At 54.6% G+C, this 21,553-nt stretch carries 19 protein-coding genes and 2 tRNA genes; 5 read left to right on the top strand and 16 right to left on the bottom strand.

What is annotated here, in order from left to right:
* Positions 1-2: 2 nt before the first annotated feature.
* The 4 genes from panB (at position 3) to acs (ending at position 4,531) form a co-directional block, all read left to right on the top strand.
* On the top strand, positions 3-791 hold the full coding sequence (panB, locus tag ABO_RS01720) for a 3-methyl-2-oxobutanoate hydroxymethyltransferase (protein WP_011587632.1): 789 nt from the start codon (positions 3-5) through the stop codon (positions 789-791).
* Positions 792-939: 148 nt separating this feature from the next.
* Positions 940-1,797, top strand: a complete 858-nt coding sequence (panC, locus tag ABO_RS01715) for a pantoate--beta-alanine ligase (protein WP_011587631.1) — start codon at positions 940-942, stop codon at positions 1,795-1,797.
* A gap of 90 nt (positions 1,798-1,887) precedes the next feature.
* Positions 1,888-2,268, top strand: a complete 381-nt coding sequence (gene panD / locus ABO_RS01710; protein WP_011587630.1) for an aspartate 1-decarboxylase — start codon at positions 1,888-1,890, stop codon at positions 2,266-2,268.
* 325 nt (positions 2,269-2,593) lie between these two features.
* The gene (acs, locus tag ABO_RS01705) at positions 2,594-4,531 is read left to right on the top strand and encodes an acetate--CoA ligase (RefSeq protein WP_011587629.1); all 1,938 of its coding nucleotides are present in this window, start codon (positions 2,594-2,596) and stop codon (positions 4,529-4,531) included.
* A gap of 493 nt (positions 4,532-5,024) precedes the next feature.
* On the opposite strand, the gene pnp is transcribed toward acs, so the two are convergent.
* From pnp to rlmE, 15 genes are all read right to left on the bottom strand, one after another.
* Positions 5,025-7,118: a polyribonucleotide nucleotidyltransferase gene (gene pnp, locus ABO_RS01700; protein ID WP_011587628.1), complete on the bottom strand. Its 2,094-nt coding sequence runs from the start codon at positions 7,116-7,118 to the stop codon at positions 5,025-5,027.
* Positions 7,119-7,323: 205 nt separating this feature from the next.
* On the bottom strand, positions 7,324-7,593 hold the full coding sequence (gene rpsO / locus ABO_RS01695; protein WP_007148581.1) for a 30S ribosomal protein S15: 270 nt from the start codon (positions 7,591-7,593) through the stop codon (positions 7,324-7,326).
* Positions 7,594-7,673: 80 nt separating this feature from the next.
* The gene (gene truB / locus ABO_RS01690; RefSeq protein WP_011587627.1) at positions 7,674-8,600 is read right to left on the bottom strand and encodes a tRNA pseudouridine(55) synthase TruB; all 927 of its coding nucleotides are present in this window, start codon (positions 8,598-8,600) and stop codon (positions 7,674-7,676) included.
* A gap of 14 nt (positions 8,601-8,614) precedes the next feature.
* Positions 8,615-9,028 (bottom strand): 30S ribosome-binding factor RbfA, encoded by a 414-nt coding sequence (gene rbfA / locus ABO_RS01685; RefSeq protein WP_011587626.1) that lies wholly within the window; start codon positions 9,026-9,028, stop codon positions 8,615-8,617.
* Between the two features lie 24 nt (positions 9,029-9,052).
* The gene (gene infB, locus ABO_RS01680) at positions 9,053-11,749 is read right to left on the bottom strand and encodes a translation initiation factor IF-2 (RefSeq protein ID WP_011587625.1); all 2,697 of its coding nucleotides are present in this window, start codon (positions 11,747-11,749) and stop codon (positions 9,053-9,055) included.
* 61 nt (positions 11,750-11,810) lie between these two features.
* Positions 11,811-13,319 carry a transcription termination factor NusA gene (nusA, locus tag ABO_RS01675; protein ID WP_035459392.1) on the bottom strand — a complete coding sequence of 503 codons (1,509 nt, stop codon included), beginning with the start codon at positions 13,317-13,319 and terminating at the stop codon, positions 11,811-11,813.
* A 40-nt stretch (positions 13,320-13,359) separates the two neighbouring features.
* On the bottom strand, positions 13,360-13,815 hold the full coding sequence (rimP, locus tag ABO_RS01670) for a ribosome maturation factor RimP (RefSeq protein WP_035459394.1): 456 nt from the start codon (positions 13,813-13,815) through the stop codon (positions 13,360-13,362).
* Positions 13,816-14,002: 187 nt separating this feature from the next.
* Positions 14,003-14,079: transfer RNA gene (locus tag ABO_RS01665), tRNA-Met, on the bottom strand.
* 211 nt (positions 14,080-14,290) lie between these two features.
* A tRNA-Leu gene (locus ABO_RS01660) sits at positions 14,291-14,376 on the bottom strand.
* 14 nt (positions 14,377-14,390) lie between these two features.
* Complete coding sequence (gene secG / locus ABO_RS01655) at positions 14,391-14,834, bottom strand: preprotein translocase subunit SecG (protein WP_011587622.1); 444 nt, start codon at positions 14,832-14,834, stop codon at positions 14,391-14,393.
* An 11-nt stretch (positions 14,835-14,845) separates the two neighbouring features.
* The gene (gene tpiA / locus ABO_RS01650) at positions 14,846-15,589 is read right to left on the bottom strand and encodes a triose-phosphate isomerase (protein ID WP_011587621.1); all 744 of its coding nucleotides are present in this window, start codon (positions 15,587-15,589) and stop codon (positions 14,846-14,848) included.
* 80 nt (positions 15,590-15,669) lie between these two features.
* The gene (glmM, locus tag ABO_RS01645) at positions 15,670-17,004 is read right to left on the bottom strand and encodes a phosphoglucosamine mutase (RefSeq protein ID WP_011587620.1); all 1,335 of its coding nucleotides are present in this window, start codon (positions 17,002-17,004) and stop codon (positions 15,670-15,672) included.
* Positions 17,001-17,864 (bottom strand): dihydropteroate synthase, encoded by an 864-nt coding sequence (gene folP, locus ABO_RS01640; RefSeq protein WP_011587619.1) that lies wholly within the window; start codon positions 17,862-17,864, stop codon positions 17,001-17,003. Before folP ends, glmM begins: the two co-directional genes overlap by 4 nt.
* Before the next feature lie 6 nt (positions 17,865-17,870).
* The gene (gene ftsH / locus ABO_RS01635; protein WP_144412615.1) at positions 17,871-19,778 is read right to left on the bottom strand and encodes an ATP-dependent zinc metalloprotease FtsH; all 1,908 of its coding nucleotides are present in this window, start codon (positions 19,776-19,778) and stop codon (positions 17,871-17,873) included.
* Between the two features lie 123 nt (positions 19,779-19,901).
* On the bottom strand, positions 19,902-20,528 hold the full coding sequence (gene rlmE, locus ABO_RS01630; RefSeq protein WP_011587617.1) for a 23S rRNA (uridine(2552)-2'-O)-methyltransferase RlmE: 627 nt from the start codon (positions 20,526-20,528) through the stop codon (positions 19,902-19,904).
* 119 nt (positions 20,529-20,647) lie between these two features.
* Here rlmE and ABO_RS01625 point away from each other — a divergent pair, with 119 nt between their 5' ends.
* Entirely contained in the window at positions 20,648-20,962 is a 315-nt protein-coding gene (locus tag ABO_RS01625; RefSeq protein WP_011587616.1) for a YhbY family RNA-binding protein, read from the top strand.
* A 102-nt stretch (positions 20,963-21,064) separates the two neighbouring features.
* Here ABO_RS01625 and greA read toward each other — a convergent pair whose 3' ends face one another.
* Complete coding sequence (greA, locus tag ABO_RS01620) at positions 21,065-21,541, bottom strand: transcription elongation factor GreA (protein WP_035459409.1); 477 nt, start codon at positions 21,539-21,541, stop codon at positions 21,065-21,067.
* Positions 21,542-21,553 lie beyond the last annotated feature (12 nt).

The raw sequence follows: 21,553 nt of genomic DNA, 5'->3' as shown, positions 1-21,553 counted from the left end.
CCATGTCCATTACCATTCGAACCCTGCAAAAGCGCAAACAGGACGGTGGCAAATTTTCCGTGCTAACCGCTTACGACGCCTGTTTTTCCCGACTCATTTCCGAGGCTGGCGTAGAAGCGATTCTGGTCGGCGACTCCCTAGGCAATGTTATCCAGGGCCAGACCAGCACTGTACCGGTGACACTGGAGCAAATGGTCTATCACACCCAATGCGTGGCCCGGGGCAATCAAGGCAGTTTGATCATTGCCGACATCCCGTTTATGGGGGCTGCCACCCTGGAGCGCACGCTGAACGCTGCCACCGCGCTGATGCAAGCCGGCGCCAACATGGTAAAACTAGAAGGCAGCGCCTGGCTGGCTGAAGCCATCGAGGTTCTCAACCGTAACGGCGTTCCGGTCTGCGCGCATATGGGCCTGACCCCGCAAGCGGTGAACTCATTGGGCGGCTACCGGGTGCAAGGTAAGGATGACGACGGTGCCGCAGAGCTGCTCAACGCCGCCAAGATTCTCGATCAAGCAGGCACAGCCCTGTTTGTTCTGGAATGCGTACCGCGAGCGCTGAGCGCAGAGATCACCCGTGAAGTTGCGGCACCGGTCATCGGTATCGGGGCCGCCCCGGAATGCGATGGCCAGGTGCTGGTGATGCATGACATGCTCGGCATCAGCCCCGGCAAACCTGCCCGTTTCGTCCGTAACTTTATGGCCGAGACTGGCGATATGCGCGCAGCGTTCAAGGCCTATGACGACGCGGTGAAAGACGGCAGTTTCCCGGCCGACGAACATTGTTTTTAAAATAGCGACAAGCTATAGCGCGAATCAAGGCACGACATACGAAAGCGCGTCGATGATCAGGGTAAACCCAGCTGAGGATGGGCTGGGCCCTGGCCGGTTGGCATAGTATCTTCCACGTTGTGTAGCTTCTTATACCCTGAGGTTCCTAATGCAAACCGCTCATTCCGTCGCCCAGGTGCGCGAACATGTGCGCGGCTGGCACCGCAAAGGCCAGTCCGTAGGCTTTGTCCCCACTATGGGCAACCTGCACGATGGCCATATCAGCCTGGTTCGAGAAGCCCGAACCCGCTGTGATGTGGTCGTGGTATCGATTTTTGTCAATCCCACCCAGTTCGGGCCTAACGAAGATTTCGACCGCTACCCGCGCACCCTGGATGCGGACGCCGCGGCTCTAGTCGAGGCCGGTGCAGATCTACTGTTCGCTCCGTCAGTGGAGGAGATGTATCCGCTAGGTCAAAACCAGACCTGGGTGGACGTAGATCAGCTGGGCGACCATCTGTGCGGCGCCAGTCGCGAAGGGCACTTCAGAGGTGTCACAACGGTAGTTTCCAAGCTCCTCAACATCGTGCAACCAGACGTGGCCATCTTCGGTGAAAAGGACTTCCAGCAACTAGCTATTCTGCGCCGCATGTGTGAAGAACTGCTGTTCCCAGTGAAGATTGTCGGTGCTGCCACCAGTCGCGAAACCGACGGACTGGCACGCAGCTCCCGCAACGGCTTTCTGAGCGAAAGTGAGCGCACACTCGCGCCCCAGCTCTATGCTCACCTGCAACAGGTAAAAACGGAGATTATCGGCGGAGAACGAAATTATCGCGCGCTGGAAAGCCGGACTAGCCAATCACTGAATAGCACTGGATTCAGCGTTGACTATATCACCATCGCCAACGCCAGAACCCTTGCTCCGGCTGGGCCAGACGACACTGACCTAATCGTCGCGGTAGCTGCTAAACTGGGGTCAACACGATTGATCGACAATATATCGTTGGCCGTTGTGCGTGACCGGTGATTCATGCATACTTCCGGCCCCTTGAAGTGCCTGCATGCCATATAATATGGCGTATACAGCAGGCTTCGGGTCGCTTGAGAGGTAACCAACATGCAGTGCACCATGCTGAAAGCAAAACTCCATCAGGCTCGTGTCACCCACGCGGAACTTGAATACGAAGGCTCCTGCGCCATTGATGGTGATCTGATGGACATGGCGGGTATCCTGGAATACGAACAGATCCAGATCTATAACATCGATAACGGTGAGCGTTTCGAAACCTACGCAATCCGCGGCGAAGCCGGGTCCAAAATCATCTCCGTCAACGGTGCTGCAGCCCATAAGGCCCAGCCTGGCGATCGCGTAATTATTTGTGCCTACGCCAACTACACTAGCGCGGAGCTAATCAACTTCAAACCCAGCCTGATTTACATGGCTGAGGGCAATGAAGTGAAGGGCACCAGCAATGCCATTCCGGTTCAGGTTGCCTGATCCCGGGGTTCGCATGAAGAATTATTGAAACGCCGGCCCAACCGGCGTTTTTTTTTGCCACTTCCTGCCTTCGCTTAAGGACGTGCAAGCCTAAGAGAAAGGGCGTCGATGCCCAACTCCACTTTTACCCGCTCGTTTTTTATCTTTTTAACTGCCGACCTTCTTCTGCACTTGAGCATTGGCCTTCAAGTAACGCTTTGTTTACTCTTGGCATACCATGTCTACCCCCCGCTAGCACCTTTATAAGACCATGGTGGAATACACCCGAGCTAGCGCAACGATAATAATGATGAAAACTGGCTGGCAGTATCCCAAGGAGGCCCCAATGTCCCAAGTACATATTCACCCTGTTCCCGCCGACTATAAAAAGCAAACACTGATGGATCGCGAGACTTACGATCGCTGGTACAGCCAATCCATTAATGATCCGGGCACCTTCTGGGCCGAGCGCGCAGAACAGCTTCTGGACTGGAAAACTCCGTGGGACACGGTAAGCGAATGGGACTTTAACGAAGGCCGGGCCGCTTGGTTCAAAGGCGCCACCCTCAACGCCTGTTACAATTGTGTCGACCGCCACCTGCCGGAACGGGCCAACCAGACCGCCATTATCTGGGAGGGCGACGAGCCAGATCAGGACAAACACATAAGCTATCAACAGCTGTTCGAGGAAGTGAGCAAGTTCGGCAATGTGCTCAAGAATCGAGGTGTTAAGAAAGGCGATCGCGTTGTCATCTATATGCCGATGATTCCGGAAGCGGCCTACGCCATGCTGGCCTGCGCTCGCATTGGCGCCATCCACTCTGTTGTCTTTGGCGGTTTCTCGCCGGAAGCTCTGAAAGACCGCATTCTCAATGCTGAGGCTTGCGCTCTGATTACCGCCGACGAAGGGGTACGCGGTGGCAAAACCATCCCGCTGAAAGTAAATGCAGACAAGGCCCTAGACGGTATCGACTGTGTTCACACCTGCCTGACCGTAAAGCGCACCGGCGGAGATGTGGATTGGCAAGCACCGCGAGATGTCTGGTACCACGAGGCCATGGCGGATGCGTCCAGCGATTGCGAACCGGAGTGGGTCGAGGCTGAAGACCCATTATTCACCCTCTACACCTCTGGCTCCACCGGCAAACCCAAAGGGGTTGTCCACACCACCGCCGGCTATTTGCTCAACACTGCTCTAACCCATAAATACGTGTTCGACTATCAGGACGGGGACATCTACTGGTGCACCGCCGATGTGGGCTGGATCACTGGACACAGCTACATTGTTTACGGCCCGCTGGCTAACGGCGCCACCACGCTGATGTTCGAAGGCGTGCCCACCTACCCGGACGCCTCACGCTGCTGGCAGGTAGTCGACAAGCACAAGGTAAACATTTTCTACACCGCGCCTACCGCTATTCGCGCCCTCATGGGGCTGGGCGATGCCCCTGTGGAACAAACCTCCCGCGCCAGCCTGAAGCTGCTGGGCACCGTGGGCGAACCCATCAACCCGGAAGCCTGGGAGTGGTATTACAGGGTAGTCGGTGACAGCCGCTGCCCGATTGTAGACACCTGGTGGCAAACTGAAACCGGCGCCATCATGATTGCGCCGCTACCCGGCGCAGTGGACCTGAAAGCCGGGTCTGCCACTCTGCCCATGTTCGGGGTGCAACCCGGCCTAATGGACCCTGACGGTAACGAACTGGACGGTGCCGCCTCCGGCAACCTAGTGCTCAAGGCCAGTTGGCCTAGCCAAATTCGCACCGTCTATGGCGATCACCAACGCCTAATCGATACCTACTTCAGTGCCTACAAGGGCTGCTACTTCACTGGCGACGGCGCCCGCCGCGATGAAGATGGCTACTACTGGATTACTGGCCGGGTGGATGACGTGCTCAACGTGTCTGGCCACCGCCTAGGCACAGCTGAAATCGAATCCGCTCTAGTACTACACCCCAGCATCTCTGAAGCGGCCGTGGTGGGCTACCAGCATGACGTAAAAGGGCAAGGGATCTATGCCTACGTATCGTTAATGGCCGGCAAGGAAGGCAGCGAAGAACTGGTCAAGGCTCTCCGCGACCTAGTGACACAGGAAATTGGGCCCATCGCCAAGCCCGACCTGATTCACTTTGCACCGGGCCTGCCGAAAACCCGCTCTGGCAAAATCATGCGCCGTATTTTACGCAAAATCGCCGCGGATGAACTGGATAGCCTGGGCGACACCTCCACCTTAGCTGATCCCAGCGTGGTTGATCAGCTCATCGATAACCGCCAAAACAAGTAAGCCGCAACAGGAAACGGCGCAATTTCTGCGCCGTTTTCATTCCCACTGTGACTAATTGATGACCTACCGCTTCTCTGCATTTTCCATTGCGGGCACCCTAGGCGACTATTTGATATTCGTTGTTTGGGGCACTCACGTTGCTGCGTATAGCTTCAAACACACACTGCCATGCCTCTACGTCTTCAGGGTTCGCTGCCGAGCCTGGCAACGTTGGCACCTAGAACCCTAGCGCAGGCTTTGCCGCTTCCGTCAACTATCGCAAATAGCAGCGACTATCATTCGAATCAGCGTAGTTCGGATGCCACCAAAGGCAGGCATTTCTCAAGTGGAGATTGAGGGCGTGCTGCTCACCAAGACCCTTTGGCCTCTGCGCCCCCCTCCCGCCGTCTGTAGCGCCAAATCACAACCATAGATAACCGGCAAACCAAGCAAGCACCCAGCATAAAAAAAGGCCGGCAAATGCCGACCCTTTTTTGAAACCACAAGGCAGAAATTAATCTTCCTTAGCTTCCTTCATCGACAGTTTGATACGGCCACGCTGGTCCACATCAAGGACTTTCACCTTAATGATCTCACCTTCGTTCACGTAATCAGTCACTTTCTCAACACGCTCTTCAGCGATCTGGGAGATGTGCAGCAGGCCTTCAGTGCCGGGCATGATCGCCACGAACGCACCGAAATCAACAACCCGCGTTACCTTGCCTTCGTAGATTGCACCCACTTCAGCTTCCGCGGTAATCTCTTCTACGCGACGGACCGCTTCATCGGCTTTTTCACGGGTTTCACCGTAGATCTTCACGCTACCATCGTCTTCAATGTCAATGGTACAACCCGTTTCCTCGGTGAGGGCACGAATAGTCGCGCCGCCTTTACCGATCACATCACGGATCTTGTCCGGGTTGATCTTCAAAGTCAGCAGAGTCGGCGCGTTGTCAGATACCTCAGAGCGCGACTCGGCAATCGCCTTATTCATCTCACCCAGGATATGCAGACGACCGGCATTTGCCTGGTTCAGCGCTTTCTCCATGATCTCTTCGGTAATGCCTTCGATCTTGATGTCCATCTGCAAAGCAGTCACACCACGGGCGGTACCAGCCACCTTGAAGTCCATGTCGCCAAGGTGATCTTCATCACCCAGAATATCGGACAGCACTGCATAACGGCCGTCTTCTTCCTTCACCAGGCCCATGGCAATACCGGCCACCGGCGCGGTCAACGGCACACCAGCGTCCATCAACGCCATGGAAGTGCCACACACGGACGCCATGGAAGAAGAACCGTTGGACTCAGTGATCTCAGAGACCACACGAATCGTGTAAGGGAAGTCCTGCACGCTAGGCACAACGGCTTCCACACCACGGCGGGCCAGGCGACCGTGACCGATTTCACGACGCTTGGGAGAACCGATGAAGCCCGTCTCACCCACACAGTATGGAGGGAAGTTGTACTGCAGCATGAAGTGGTCCTGGTGGGACCCTTCCAGCGCGTCGATGAACTGCGCATCGCGCATACCACCCAATGTGGCAGTGACGATCGCCTGGGTCTCACCACGGGTGAATAACGCAGAGCCATGAGTTTTCGCCAAAGTGCCCACTTGGCAATCAATAGCACGCACCGCATCCAAAGCACGACCATCAATACGCGGCTTGCCGGATACCACGGCTTCACGCACCACGCTCTTTTCGATCTTGCCGAACAGGTCTTTCACTTCGTCGGCTTCCGGCGCACCGTCTTCACCGGTGGCAAACTCAGCCACACAAGCATCACGCAGCTCGCCCACTTTGGCGTAACGGGCCATCTTCTCGGTAATGGTGTAAGCCTCGCCCAACGCCGCCGCGAACTTATCTTTGATCGCCGCTTTCAGGGTCTCGTTCTGCTCAGCCGGTTTCCAGTCCCACGTTTCAGTGCCCACTTCGGCAGCGAACTCCTTGATGCCCTGGATCAGCGGCTGCATTTCCATATGGCCGAACAATACCGCGCCCAGCATTTGGTCTTCAGACAGCTCCTGCGCTTCGGATTCCACCATCAATACAGCAGGTTCGGTACCTGCAACAACTAAGTCCAGTGCAGACTCAGCCAACTCGGAATAGCTAGGGTTGAGGATGTACATTCCATCCTTGTAGCCCACCCGTGCAGCACCAATCGGGCCACTAAAAGGAATTCCGGAAATAGATAAGGCAGCGGACGTACCGATCAAGGCTGCAATATCCGGATCGCGGTTTTTGTCGGAAGACATCACCGTAGCCACAACCTGCACTTCATTCATGAAGCCCTTTGGGAACAGCGGGCGAATCGGGCGGTCGATGAGTCGGCAGGTCAGCGTTTCTTTTTCGCTAGGACGGCCTTCACGCTTGAGGAAGCCACCGGGTATACGGCCGGTTGCATAGGTCTTTTCCTGATAGTTAACGGTCAGGGGAAAGAAGTTCTGCCCTGGATTGGCTTCTTTTCTACCCACTACGGTGACCAACACTTGGGTGTCACCGATACGGACCATGACAGCGGCGGTTGCCTGGCGAGCAATTTGCCCGGTTTCCAAGGTTACCGTGTCACGGCCAAACTGAATTTGCTTGGTAATTTTATTGAACATATCTCGTCTCTTCTCTCTTCTTCACGACAATCTTCAAGGCCCATGCCTCTGACATACACTCTTCTTTCGTTCACGCATGATATCGAGAAACGCACCACGCATCACTCAGTATCATGGCTAAGGCTGCGCGGCCTTTTCCCCGCACCCTAAAACAACAAAAGCCCGGCTATGCCGAGCTTCTGTTGTTGTAACTTTGATCCATGCCTTAGCGGCGCAGACCCAGCTTTTCGATCAGCTGCAAGTAACGGGTGCGGTCTTTCTTGGCCAGGTAGTCCAGCAGCTTACGACGCTGGTTTACCATGCGGATCAGGCCACGACGGCTGTGGTGATCCTTCTTGTGGCCTTTAAAGTGATCCTGAAGACCATTGATATTGGCGCTCAGCAAAGCGACTTGAACTTCCGGGGACCCGGTATCATTCTCTTTGCGGCCATGCTCTTTCAGAATTTCAGCTTTTTGTTCAACGGTTAACGCCATGATGCTTCTCCAATATGCTCAATTAAGGTCACGGCCAGCCATGCATATTTATAGCTGCCGTCATTATCGGGCGAATCTCCTCAAGAGGCTCCGCCTGCAACCAGACGACGGGGAGCAATCCGCCCGTCTTCCAATATTTCTCCGACACCCAGAAATTCACCACTGGACGCCTGATAAACGCTAACCCAGCCGTCCAGAGGGCGGTCTGAGGCCATCACCGGCTGCCCTTGCTGCAAGTAGTAAGCAGCATTGTCACCCAACTCAACGCGCGGCCAGTCTGCCACGCTGGTGGATAAAGGCAAGAGCAGCTCATCGATTGCCTCAAAACCACCGGTTTCCTTGATTTTACCCAGCTGCTCTAAGGTCAGCATTCGCTCTGCCGGGTAAGGTCCCGCAGACAGGCGATGTAGAGCGGTCACATGCCCGCCGCACCCTAACAGAGCCCCTGTATCTTCCACCAGTGAGCGCACATAGGTGCCTTTAGAGCAGTCCACCTCGAACTCCAGCTCATCGCCGTCGATACGTAGAATTCGCAAATCATAAATCGTCACCGGCCGAGGCTTACGCTCTACGGTGATACCCTCACGGGCCAGCTTATAGAGCGGCACACCTTCATGCTTAATCGCCGAATACATGCTTGGAATTTGCTCGATATCGCCCTTAAATGACAACAACGCCGCTTCAATCTGGGCGGCAGAGGCGGACACTTCCGTAGTGTTCACCACATTGCCGTCCGCATCGCCAGTTTCTGTAGTCACTCCCAGCTTGGCGGTTACTCGGTAGCTCTTGTCCGACTCCAACAGAAACTGGCTGAACTTAGTCGCCTCGCCGAAACAGATGGGTAGCATGCCCGTGGCCAACGGATCCAAGCTGCCAGTATGGCCCGCTTTAGCGGCAGCAAACATTTTTTTTGCCATTTGCAGCGCGCCATTACTGCTCACGCCGGAGGATTTATCCAATAACAGGATGCCGTTGAGATCACGGCCTCTAGGACGACGCTTTGCCACCTGACAGCTCCGAGTTACTCGTTGTTTCCGGTTTCGTCGTCTTCAGGACGCAGCTCCCGGTCTTCTGCCCGGGCCTCATCAATCAATTGCGATAGATGAGCAGCCCGCTCCGGGGTCATATCGTAATGGAAACGTAATTTGGGGGTAGTGCGGGTATTCAAGCCCTGGGCCAGGCTGCTGCGCAGAAAACCGCTGGCCTTGGTGAGCACCTCTTCGGCTTCTGCGCCGGCCTCCTCGCCCTGTCCCAGCAAGGTGAAATACACCTCAGCATAGGACAGATCACGGGAAACCGTTACATCCTGAATCGTCGCCAGATTGACTCGAGGGTCCTTCATTTCGAACTGCAACAACCGGGACAACTCGCGCTGAATCTGGTCAGCGACTCGGTCAGTGCGGTTAAAGCCTTGGGGGCGGCGATGACGGCTCATAGCAAGGTTCGGGCACGCTTTCCCTTACAGGAAGCGAGCCACCTCCTTCACTTCGAAGACTTCGATCTTATCGCCTTCTTTCACGTCATTATAGCTTTTCACTGCGATGCCACACTCCATGCCGTTACGCACTTCCGGTACATCGTCCTTAAAGCGACGCAGAGACTCCAACTCGCCCTCGAAGACCACCACATCATCGCGCAGAACGCGGATCGGACGGTTCCGGTACAACGTACCTTCCACCACCATACAACCGGCAACAGCACCAAACTTGGAAGAGCGGAACACATCGCGCACCTGAGCCACACCAAGAATTTCTTCGCGTTTTTCCGGAGCCAGCAAACCGCTCATGGCTTGCTTCACGTCATCGATCAGTTCGTAAATTACGCTGTAATAGCGCAGATCGATGCCTTCCTGTTCGCACACTCGCTTAGCTTTGGAATCAGCACGAACGTTAAAGCCCAACAAGACACCTTCACTGGTCATCGCCAAGTTAACGTCGGATTCGTTGATCGCCCCCACGCCACTGGACACCAGGTTCACTTTCACTTCGTCTGTACCCAGGTCATTCAGGGCGCTGGTCAGCGCTTCCAGAGAACCGCGTACATCGGTCTTCAACACGATGTTGACGGTTTTGGTCTCTGCACTGCCCATATTTTCAAACAGGTTTTCCAGTTTGGACGCCTGCTGACGCTTAAGCTTAAGCTCACGGTCACGTTCCTGACGGAACTCAGCCACTTCCCGCGCCTTACGCTCATCTGTCACAACCTGGATCTGCTCACCGGCTTCTGGTGCGCCATTTAGGCCAAGCACTTCTACAGGAATAGATGGGCCAGCCTTCTTGATGGCTTTACCGTTTTCGTCAACCATCGCACGCACACGGCCAAAATGAGCACCGGCCAGTAGCATATCGCCTATCTGAAGCTCGCCACCCTGCACCAAGATAGACGCTACCGTTCCGCGGCCTTTCTCAATGCGAGATTCAATCACAACGCCGGTCGCGGAACCGGAGGCCTGAGCTTGCAGCTCTAGCAATTCTGATTGCAGAAGGATCGCATCCAGCAGGTCATCAACGCCCTCGCCAGAGTGAGCAGAAACGTTAATGAACTGGTATTCACCGCCCCACTCTTCCGGGATTACATCCTTGGTGGCCAATTCGTTACGCACCCGGTCTGGGTCTGCCTGTTCTTTATCAATCTTGTTGACCGCAATTATAATCGGCGCACCCGACGCTTTCGCGTGGTTGATCGCTTCTTCGGTCTGCGGCATTACACCATCATCGGCGGCAACAACAATCACCACGATATCAGTGGCTTTAGCTCCACGGGCACGCATGGCAGTAAAGGCAGCGTGACCAGGCGTGTCGAGGAAGGTAATCATGCCTTTCTCGTGCTCAACGTGATACGCACCAATGTGCTGGGTAATACCGCCCGCTTCGCCGCTTGCCACCTTGGCTTTACGAATATAATCGAGCAGAGAGGTCTTACCGTGGTCCACGTGACCCATAATGGTCACAACGGGAGCTCGGTGCTCTGAATCCACACTGTCACGGGTTACCAAATCAGCAGCCAGATGATCTTCCAGCAACTCTTCTTGCCCTTTACTGGCAACGGGCTTATGGCCCATCTCTTCTACCAGCAAGAACGCGGTTTCCTGATCAATCGGCTGGTTAACCGTGGCCATTTCGCCCATTTTCATCAAGGACTTAATTAAAGACTTGGCCTTGATGTTCATGCGTTGGGCCAGATCACCCACGGTAATTGTTTCTGGAACTTCGACTTCGTAGATTTTCTTCTCCGTCGGTGTTTTAAAGCCATGCTGCTTATTCATGGAGCTTTTCATCTTACCGTGCACAACGCCTGCCACCTTGGGCTTGCGGCGACGACGGCGAGACTGGCGCTCCTCACGCTGATAGCTGGCTTCCTGCGCGGCATTAACAATGGATGAGCCCTTGTCATCTTCCACCGCAGGTTTTTTCTCTTCCTGCTCGCCACGCTGCTCCAGCTCAGCCGCAATACGGGCGGCCTCTTCAGCGGTACGGCGAGCGGCTTCTTCTTCCGCTTTCTTGCGAGCTTCTGCTTCCTGCTTACGCTTGGCCTCATCCGCTTCACGCTGTTTGCGCTCGGCTTCTTCTCGCTTGGCCTTTTCTTCCGGCGTTTCTTCCTTCGCAGGTTTCTTGGTTGCAGAAACTTTTGGCACAGAAACACGCTTACTTTTTTCTTCCGCTGCTTTTTCGCCGGCCGCTTTGCGTTCTTGCTCAGCCTTAGCGCGAGCTTCATCTTCCTTCAGACGTGCAGCTTCATCATCCGCAGCACGCTTAGCCGCCTCTTGCGCTGCACGCTTCTCTTCTTCCGCGATCCGCGCAGCTTCTTCTGCCGCCAGGCGTTCCGCTTCTTCACGCTCTTCAGCTTCTACCACATCACGCTTCATGTAGGTGCGCTTCTTACGCACTTCCACATTCACGGTCTTAGACTTACCGGCAGCACCGGTGGTCTTAATGGTACTGGTGGACTTACGCTTCAGCGTAATTTTCTTACCACTACCTTCATCCTCGGCACCATGAGACTTGCGCAGATGCGCCAGTAGCTGCTGCTTCTGTTCATCTGAGACCACTTCGCTGGCATCGCCATGGGGCAACCCTGCGTCTTTCATCTGCGTAAGCAGCTTCTCGACGGGCGTCCCTACGATGTCGGCCAGTTTCTTTACGGTCGTTTCTGCCATGTCAGCAACACTCTCCTGTCCATCTCTGATGGTGCCTGCTTGTTCAGCCTGGAAATGGGCGTTACGCCCCGGCTTCGTCTTCACCTTCAAACCAAGGCGCGCGCGCAGTCATAATCAACTCGGCTGCACGCTCTTCGCTCAGGCCTTCAATTTCCAGCAGGTCATCCACTGCCTGTTCGGCGAGGTCTTCCATCGTAACAATGTCACGGGAAGCCAATTCAACAGCCAACTCGCGATCCATACCTTCCATGTTGAGAAGGTCTTCCGCGGGCTCGGCTTGATCAAACTTCTCTTCAGATACCAGGGCTTTAGTCAACAGCGCATCTTTGGCACGCTGGCGTAAAAGCTCTACGATCTCCTCATCAAAGCCGTCGATAGCCAGCATCTCTTCCTCTGGCACATAGGCCACTTCTTCAAGGGTAGAGAAACCTTCATCCACTAGCACACCCGCCACATCTTCATCTACTTCTAACTCGTTGATGAATGTTTGCAGGGCTTGCTCGGCTTCTTGTTCCTGTTTGCTCTCAGCGTCATCAATGGTCATGACGTTGAGTTCCCAGCCGGTTAACTCAGACGCTAGGCGAATGTTCTGCCCACTACGGCCGATAGCCTGGGCCAATGCAGACTCATCTTCCACGGCAATATCCATGGAATGGCTTTCTTCATCCATAACAATGGAAGCCACTTCCGCCGGCTGCATTGCATTAATCACTAGCTGTGCGGGGTTGTCGTCCCACAGGACAATATCGATACGCTCACCAGCCAGCTCATTGGAAACGGCCTGAACCCGCGCACCACGCATGCCTACGCAAGCGCCAACCGGATCAATACGCTGATCATTGGTCTTTACGGCAATTTTGGCTCGGGAGCCTGGATCACGAGCAGCGCCTTTAATTTCGATCAGCTCTTCACCGATCTCTGGCACTTCAATTTTAAACAGCTCCACCAACATGTCCGGGCAAGCACGGCTGGCAAACAGCTGCGGACCACGATTTTCTTCATTTACGCCCAGCAGATAGGCACGGACACGGTCGTTTTGGCGAACGGCCTCACGGGGAATCATGTGTTCACGAGTAATCAGTGCTTCGGCGTTGCCGCCCAAGTCCAGCACGATAGAATCACGGCTGGCTTTCTTTACCGTGCCACTGACCAAGTCGCCAATGCGATCACGATATTCCTCAACAATTTGACGACGCTCCGCTTCACGTACTTTCTGTACAATGACCTGCTTAGCAGTTTGCGCAGCAATACGACCAAAGGCTTCGGATTCAACTTCCTCTTCCCAGATGTCCCCGATCTGCAGAGACGTATCCTGCTCGTGGGCTTCATCCAATGTCAGTTGCTTACCGAATTCAAAGAGTTCTTCATCAGGCACTACGTGCCATACACGAAAGCTGCGGGCATTACCGGACTCACGGTCAATATCCACACGAATTTCCACGTCTTCTTGCTTGAACCGCTTCTTGGTAGCTGCCGCGAGAGCCAGTTCAATGGCCTCAAAAATTACGTCGCGGCTTACACCCTTCTCGTTTGATACGGTTTCCGCTACCAGCAGGATCTCTTTGTTCATGGCCAGGCCTTTACAAAGACTAAAGTTCTTCAGGGCGTACTCAATTGAAGCGGGGCTGCAACCGAGCACGATCTACCTGACTGTAAGGAACACGCAAGGTTTCGCCATCCAGCTCCACCACCAGCGTATCGCCATCCACGGCCACAATGGCCGCCGTCATTTTACGCTTGCCGCTTACCGGTGCCAGAAGCTTAAGTTGCACATCTTCACCGATATAATCGACATACTGCGTAATGTCGAACATGGGCCGATCCATCCCTGGCGAGGACACTTCAAGATTAAACTCACCGGGGATTGGATCTTCCACATCCAGCACGCCGCTCACTTCATGACTCACGGCCGCGCAATCATCTACCGAAATACCATCTGCATGGTCAATAAACACACGCAGAACAGCCCCGCGCCCCTGGATGTATTCCACACCCCAAAGCACGAAACCCAGATCTTCCACTACCGGAGCCAGCAGCTCGGTTAATTGTTCTGTGCGTTTTGACATAAATCTTTCCGCCGGTACAAACAAAAAATGGGCCCGAGGATGAACAGTAATTGCAGCATTCCCTGCAACGACCGCGGATCCACCGCCCATTTCCACCAACCGGGTCGGTTTGCAGATAACAAAAAGCCCCTACAAGAGGGGCTTTTTGTCCGCTTTGGACCAGAGATGTTTTTCTAGTCCGTCTAAGTGGTAGCGGGGGCAGGATTTGAACCTACGACCTTCGGGTTATGAGCCCGACGAGCTACCAGACTGCTCCACCCCGCATCAAAATCGAGCGCAAATAATACTCAGAGGCGCCCACTCTGTCAAGGCATTATCGAAAAAAGTATTTATTTTTCGAAGCCTTAGTATCAGGAAAAGCCACAGAACCTGATACTGACCAGCTTTCAAGCTGATCTTGGAAAAACCGATAATGCACATCGGTCTTTTTCCTTACGCTTCACTGACAACACTCGCCAGCAAAACGTTCCCTAATTGGTGCCGAAGGCCGGACTTGAACCGGCACGAGCGAAGCTCACTACCCCCTCAAGATAGCGTGTCTACCAATTCCACCACTTCGGCAAAGAACGCTTAACTTACTGCTCCGACTGAGGCACCTCAGTCGGGGCCGGGGATTCTACCTCAGCTTGAGGCACATCCGAAACTTCTTTTTGCTCTTCATTCGCATCCGGGGCCACTGGCACTTCAGTCATGCCCGCCGGAACCTCAGACGGAGACTCGTCAACAACAGGCACATCCTGGTGCTCAACGGTTTCCAGCTCCGGCAGAAAACTACGACTACTGTCCGCTTCCTGACGCGCCATCCAAGCCAAAACCAAACTGGTCACAAAGAATAGTGCCGCCAGTACTGCTGTGGCACGAGTAAGAAAGTTCGCCGACCCAGCACTACCAAAAACGGTTTGAGAACCGCCGCCGCCAAAGGAAGCACCCGCATCAGCGCCTTTACCGTGCTGAATTAGCACCAGACCAATCAGCCCAAGGGCTGCCAATACGTGTACTACATGAACAACAATATCCATAATGTCTCTAATTATTCCGCCGCCTGACAGATCGCAATAAAGCTGTCGGCTGTTAACGATGCCCCACCGATCAGACCCCCATCGATGTCTGACTGGGCAAATAGAAGGGCGGCATTATCCGCCTTTACGCTGCCGCCGTAAAGCAACCGCAGCGATTGAGCGATATCCGGGTCGTCTTTCGCTAAAAATTGACGCAAACAAGCGTGAACAGCTTGAGCCTGCTCGGGGCTAGCCGTCTTCCCAGTGCCGATCGCCCAGACCGGCTCATAGGCCACTATCGCATTAGCAAAAGCCGCAACGCCAACCGCATCCACAACCGCGCGTAATTGCCCACAGACGATGGTGTCAGTATTGCCAGAGTCACGCTCTTCCAGCGTTTCACCCACGCAAAGAATCGGCACCAGACCCGCAGCCTGAGCGTGGGCGAACTTGCTGGCAATCTGCGCATCCGTTTCACCGTATAACGCACGGCGCTCGGAATGCCCAATAATCACGTAACCACAGCCCACCTCGGCTAGCATCGGCGCAGATACCTCTCCGGTAAAAGCGCCATCCTCTTGCTCACTCACGTTCTGGCTACCGATACCAACGGCCCCCGGCATCGCAGATCTGGCCGCAGCCAAATACGGAAAAGGTGGACAGATGACCACCTCAGCAGCACCAGCATAACCCGCCAGAGCGTCTGCCATTTCGGTAAGCAAGTCCTTGCGCCCGTTCATTTTCCAGTTGCCCGCAACCAGAGGGGTTCTATTCATTATTGTCTCTCTTATCTGTAACTCGCTCACACACAATAGATATTCACGCTATGTATTGCGTGAAGCCTGCTGAGTGCCGCTTAATTGATTGCCTTTTCCACCACTTCGGCCAGCTCACGGCACAGGCTTTCCACCCGATCCACATCCTTGCCTTCAATCATCACCCGCACCAAAGGCTCAGTGCCGGAGGGTCGCAACAGGATACGGCCATTACCGGCCAGCCTATCTTCTACATCTGCCATGGCCGCCTGCACATCCCCATTTTCCATAAATCCATCACGATTTGGGCCACGTACATTGATCATCTTCTGGGGGAGCATGGACACGTCTGCGACAGACTCGGCCAAGCCTTGCTTACGACGGGACAAGGCCGCCAACACCTGCAATGCAGAGACGGTTCCATCCCCCGTGGTGGTGCAATCCAGGCACACCAGATGCCCGGAGGATTCGCCACCGATGTTCCAGCCACGCTTATCCAACTGCTCCATGACATAACGATCACCGACCTTGGCGCGTACAAATTCAATGCCTTCAGCCTGCAGCGCCAGCTCCAACCCGAAGTTGGACATTAGCGTTCCTACGACCCCATCCATTTCCGCGCCGTTTTCTTTGCGATCGCGGGCCACCACAAACAACAGCTGGTCACCATCAACTAGGTTACCAGCATGATCGACCATCAATAATCGATCCGCATCGCCATCCAGCGCCACACCGAGATCGGCTTTTTCTTCCACAACCTTGCGCTGCAACGCCTCGGGATGAGTAGAGCCACAATCGCGATTAATATTGAAGCCGTCGGGCTGATTAGCCAGCGGCACCACAGTGGCGCCTAGCTCTTCGAACACATCCGGGGCAATGTGGTAAGCCGCACCGTTGGCGGTATCCACCACAATTTTCATTCCATTAAGGTCTAGGCCTGGCGCCGTGCTTTTGCAAAATTCAATATAACGACCGCGGGCATCATCTATACGTCGCACCTTACCGATCTGATCCGTGGACACCACCGACATTTGCTCATCCAGCAAGCGCTCAATTTCGAGCTCAATTTCATCATTGAGCTTTCGACCATCCGCCCCGAAAAACTTAATGCCGTTATCCGTATAAGGGTTATGAGACGCAGAAATCACAATGCCGGCTTGAGCCGAAAGTGTGCGCGTCAAATAGGCAATTCCCGGCGTGGGCAACGGCCCCAACAAGCGCACATCCACTCCAGCTGCAGAGATCCCCGCTTCTAAGGCTGACTCAAACATATAGCCGGAAATACGGGTATCTTTACCAATCAATATCTTGCTGCCACCACGAGCCCCCAGTACCTTGCCGGCAGCCCAGCCCAGCTTGAGCACAAAATCAGGCGTAATGGGAAACTCCCCCACCGTACCTCGCACCCCGTCGGTGCCGAAATATTTGCGCGTCATGACAACTCCTTTTGCGATTCTCTTTGTGATTCCATAACCGCATGGGCGAAACGCACCACGTCCACGGTTTCTTTAACATCGTGAGCGCGCACAATGCTGGCACCGCGCTCCACGCACATTACGGCCGCCGCTAGGCTGCCTGGCAATCGTTCGTTCACATCGCGCCCCAACACTTTGCCAAATAAAGATTTCCGCGACACCCCAATCAGAATAGGCAACGCCAGAGTCTGAAGCGCATCCATCTCATGCATCAGCTGCAAATTGTGCTGTACCGTCTTGGCAAATCCGAACCCCGGATCCACCAACAGGCGCTCCCGCGAAATACCTGCCCGCTCACACGCGCCGATACGCTCACGGAGCAAGGCGACCACCTCGGCAGTAACATCATCGTAACGGGGGTTATCTTGCATGTTGCCGGGCTCACCCCGCATATGCATCAAACAGACCGGGAGCTGACTGGCCGCTGCTGCCTGAATGGCACCGGGGCGACGCAAAGAGCGGACATCATTAATCATGCCTGCGCCAGCCGCCGCACTCGCGCGCATCACTGCCGCGGTGCTGGTATCCACAGACACTAGCGCATTCAGCTCATAGCTTAGCGCCTCAACAATAGGGACAACCCGGTCAAGCTCATATTGCTCAGACACCGGCGAAGCACCAGGCCGGGTAGACTCTCCCCCCACATCAATAATCGCCGCTCCGTCACGCAACATCTGCTCTGCCTGACGCAGCGCGGCATCGCGCTCGGTAAACCGGCCACCATCGGAAAAGGAGTCGGGGGTCACATTAAGGACCCCCATAACGACAGGCGCGGACAGGTTCAGTGTCCGCGCCCCACAGCTAAGTGTCTTTTGATGCATCATCAATCAGTGCGTGTTAGCAGGCCCACCGATCGGGTCATCACCGGAGGCACTATCACCAGAAGCGGCAGCGCCATTACCCGGCCCCTGATCCCGCCAATCTTTCGGCGGTCTCGGCTTGTGACCACTCATTATGTCTTCGATCTGATCGGCATCAATGGTTTCATACTGCATCAATGCATCCGCCATCAGCTCCAACTTATCGCGATTACGCTCTAGGATTTCTTTGGCGCGACCGTAACAATTATCAATGATGGCCCGCACTTCACGGTCAATTTCTTCCGCGGTTTGTTCAGACATATGCTTGCGCTGCCCCACCTGCTTGCCAAGGAAGACTTCACCTTCTTCTTCCTCATAGGCCAGCGGGCCCATTTTTTCACTCAGGCCCCATTTGGTCACCATGGCACGAGCCAGCTTGGTAGCGCGTTCGATATCATTAGAGGCGCCAGTGGTAACACCATCAAAGCCCAACGTCATCTCTTCCGCGATACGCCCACCAAACAACGAGCAGATGGACGACTCCAAACCACGCTTGGATTGTGAGTACTTGTCTTCTTCAGGCAGATACATTGTCACACCCAGCGCACGGCCTCGCGGAATAATGCTCACCTTATAAACCGGGTCATGCTCTGGCACCAGCCGCCCAACGATAGCGTGGCCGGCTTCGTGAAAAGCGGTGTTCAGTTTTTCTTTCTCGTTCATCACCATGGAGCGACGTTCCGCCCCCATCAGGATCTTGTCCTTAGCTTTCTCAAATTCTTCCATGGAAACCATGCGCTTGTTGGCACGGGCAGCAAACAGCGCAGCTTCATTCACCAAGTTGGCTAAATCAGCACCGGAGAAGCCGGGGGTACCACGGGCAATCAACGCTGGCTCCACATCATCGGCAATTGGCACCTGACGCATGTGCACTTTCAATACCTGTTCGCGACCGCGAATATCCGGCAACGGCACGGTTACCTGCCGGTCGAAACGACCGGGGCGCAACAGCGCCGGGTCCAGTACGTCAGGGCGGTTGGTCGCGGCAATAACGATGATCCCTTCATTGCCATCAAAACCGTCCATTTCTACCAGCAACTGGTTCAATGTCTGCTCGCGCTCATCATGACCACCGCCGACACCGGCGCCCCGGGAACGCCCCACCGCATCAATTTCGTCAATAAAGATAATGCAAGGGGAGTGCTTTTTGGCTTGCTCGAACATATCGCGAACACGGCTAGCACCAACCCCCACAAACATCTCCACAAAATCAGAACCAGAGATACTAAAGAAAGGCACCTTGGCTTCCCCTGCAATAGCCTTGGCCAACAGGGTCTTACCGGTGCCAGGAGAGCCCACCATCAGCACACCGCGGGGGATCTTGCCACCCAAGCGCTGGAATTTGGCTGGGTCACGCAGAAACTCCACTAGCTCCTGCACTTCTTCCTTGGCTTCTTCTACGCCTGCCACATCGGCGAATGTGGTTTTGATTTGGTCTTCGCCCAACAACTTGGCTTTGGATTTACCAAACGTCATGGGGCCACCGCCGCCACGGCCACCACCCTGCATCTGGCGCATAAAGAAGATAAAGATGGCCAAGATCAACAGGATCGGTAACACAGACAGGAACAGCTGCGTCAGAAAACTCTGACGCTGAGGCTCCAAGCCCACCACATTCACATCATTCTGAATCAGCGTGGGCATCAGATTAGTATCCAGGGTCGGCGGCTTAACCGTGCGGAACTGGCCACCATCCGTGTAGGTCCCGGTAATCGTACTTTCGCCAATCTTGGCCTCCTGCACCTTGCCGGCTTCTACCCGCGAAATGAAGGTGGAATAGGGCACATCTGCGGTGGCAGGTTGAGTACTGAGACTAGATGCCACCACGTACAGGACGCCGGCAATTACCAGCCAGAGCACAACATTCTTGGTCATATCGTTCAAGGGAGACCTCGATTAATTCGGGCGCTCGCGCGCACACTAACGAATTTACACCTTACACCATTTACCGGAATCAGCGTAATGCCGGTTCGGACAACAAAATAGCGTATTTGCAGCTTATTTCAGCCCAAAACCCAGCTGATAAACTTCAGTAGAGCGGGCACGACTGGCCGCCGGTTTACGACTGACAACGCGTTTGAAGCGGCTTTGTAGCGCTTTGCGATAATCTTCAAACCCCTCGCCCTGGAACACCTTGACCAGAAACACACCATCAGGCTCCAACACCCGCTCAGCCATATCCAACGCCAACTCTGCCAGATACATAGCCCGCGGCTGATCCACCGCGCTATTACCACTCATATTGGGGGCCATGTCCGACATTACAAGGTCTGCCCGCTGATCCCCCAGCGCCATAAGGATTTGCTCATAGATCACCTCCTCACGAAAATCCCCTTCGATGAAGGTCACATCCGGTAAAGCATCCATGGCAAGAATATCACTGGCTATCACCGTGCCCCTGCCGCCAATCAGCTGACCCGCCACCTGGCTCCAGCCCCCGGGGGCCGCCCCCAAATCCAGCACCGCCATGCCCGGCCTGAACAAACGGTCCTTTTCATTCATCTCCAGCAGCTTGAAACTGGCCCTGGAGCGATAACCCTGCTCCTGGGCCTTAGCTACCCACGGATCGTTAAAATGCTCTTTTAACCAAGCTTTGCTGGTTTTGGAACGGCTGGACTTCGCCATGAACCACTCTCTCCTGAATTTTCTACATCCTCATGTTCTTAGCCAATGCACAGGATGGCTGCTTTTCCCGCGGCTAATCCGTAGAATACGCGCACAGCAACCCTTTCTGGAGTCACACCGTGCCGCTATCTACCCAGGACATCAAACGGTTACGCCGTATTGGTCACCACCTGAAACCCGTTCTCATCTTTGGCGACAAGGGACTCAGCGACAATTTCGTAGAAGAGCTTAATTTGCGCCTTGAGGATCACGAACTTATCAAGGTAAAGGTCAACGCGGAAACCCGCGACGAGCGAGCAGCGATTGTGCAGGCGCTGACTGAAAAAGGCAGCGCCGAGCTAATCCAGCGCATCGGCAACATCGCCCTACTCTACCGCCCAGCCCAACAACCCAACGCGAAACTATCGAATATTTTGCGATACCAGAACGCTTGAGCACTACCCACCTAGTAGGCTACCCGCGGCAGCCATTAAAAAGGCGACGTTTTAACGTCGCCTTTTTTTACGTGCTGTCCGCAAGCGTGACGCACAGAAAACCTAGATATGCTCCACTTGATCAACTTCATACTCACGAGTACCTCCGGGAGTATCGATCTGCACCACATCCCCTTCCTCACGGCCAATCAGGCCACGGGCAATGGGTGAGTTCACACTCAGCTTGCCTTCTTTGATATTAGCTTCGTCGTCACCGACGATCTGATACACCTTGGTTTCATCAGTATCCACATCAAGGATAGTCACGGTAACACCAAAAATAACCTTACCGGTATTCTCAATATCCTGAATATCAATGATCTGCGCATTGGAAAGTTTCCCTTCAATATCAGCAATGCGCCCCTCACAAAAACCCTGCTGCTCGCGGGCCGCGTGATATTCTGCATTCTCTTTCAAGTCGCCGTGCTCACGAGCCTCTGCAATCGCAGCAGAAATACGCGGACGATCTTCTTTTTTCAGTTTTTCCAGTTCCTCGCGCAAGGCTTTAGCGCCCTTGGCGGTCATCGGTACGCGTTGCATAATTATCCTCGT

This window comes from Alcanivorax borkumensis SK2, from assembly GCF_000009365.1.
Lineage (GTDB): Bacteria > Pseudomonadota > Gammaproteobacteria > Pseudomonadales > Alcanivoracaceae > Alcanivorax > Alcanivorax borkumensis.
The sequence above is the reverse complement of the archived record's forward strand: the minus strand, read 5'-3'. Positions and strand labels throughout refer to the sequence as shown.

Excerpts from the sequence above, each read along its gene's own strand:
- panB (WP_011587632.1), top strand. The coding sequence starts at position 3 with ATGTCCATTACCATTCGAACCCTGCAAAAGCGCAAACAGGACGGTGGC.
- panC (WP_011587631.1), top strand. The coding sequence starts at position 940 with ATGCAAACCGCTCATTCCGTCGCCCAGGTGCGCGAACATGTGCGCGGC.
- panD (WP_011587630.1), top strand. The coding sequence starts at position 1,888 with ATGCAGTGCACCATGCTGAAAGCAAAACTCCATCAGGCTCGTGTCACC.
- acs (WP_011587629.1), top strand. The coding sequence starts at position 2,594 with ATGTCCCAAGTACATATTCACCCTGTTCCCGCCGACTATAAAAAGCAA.
- pnp (WP_011587628.1), bottom strand. The coding sequence starts at position 7,118 with ATGTTCAATAAAATTACCAAGCAAATTCAGTTTGGCCGTGACACGGTA.
- rpsO (WP_007148581.1), bottom strand. The coding sequence starts at position 7,593 with ATGGCGTTAACCGTTGAACAAAAAGCTGAAATTCTGAAAGAGCATGGC.
- rbfA (WP_011587626.1), bottom strand. The coding sequence starts at position 9,028 with ATGAGCCGTCATCGCCGCCCCCAAGGCTTTAACCGCACTGACCGAGTC.
- infB (WP_011587625.1), bottom strand. The coding sequence starts at position 11,749 with ATGGCAGAAACGACCGTAAAGAAACTGGCCGACATCGTAGGGACGCCC.
- nusA (WP_035459392.1), bottom strand. The coding sequence starts at position 13,319 with ATGAACAAAGAGATCCTGCTGGTAGCGGAAACCGTATCAAACGAGAAG.
- rimP (WP_035459394.1), bottom strand. The coding sequence starts at position 13,815 with ATGTCAAAACGCACAGAACAATTAACCGAGCTGCTGGCTCCGGTAGTG.
- secG (WP_011587622.1), bottom strand. The coding sequence starts at position 14,834 with ATGGATATTGTTGTTCATGTAGTACACGTATTGGCAGCCCTTGGGCTG.
- tpiA (WP_011587621.1), bottom strand. The coding sequence starts at position 15,589 with ATGAATAGAACCCCTCTGGTTGCGGGCAACTGGAAAATGAACGGGCGC.
- glmM (WP_011587620.1), bottom strand. The coding sequence starts at position 17,004 with ATGACGCGCAAATATTTCGGCACCGACGGGGTGCGAGGTACGGTGGGG.
- folP (WP_011587619.1), bottom strand. The coding sequence starts at position 17,864 with ATGCATCAAAAGACACTTAGCTGTGGGGCGCGGACACTGAACCTGTCC.
- ftsH (WP_144412615.1), bottom strand. The coding sequence starts at position 19,778 with ATGACCAAGAATGTTGTGCTCTGGCTGGTAATTGCCGGCGTCCTGTAC.
- rlmE (WP_011587617.1), bottom strand. The coding sequence starts at position 20,528 with ATGGCGAAGTCCAGCCGTTCCAAAACCAGCAAAGCTTGGTTAAAAGAG.
- greA (WP_035459409.1), bottom strand. The coding sequence starts at position 21,541 with ATGCAACGCGTACCGATGACCGCCAAGGGCGCTAAAGCCTTGCGCGAG.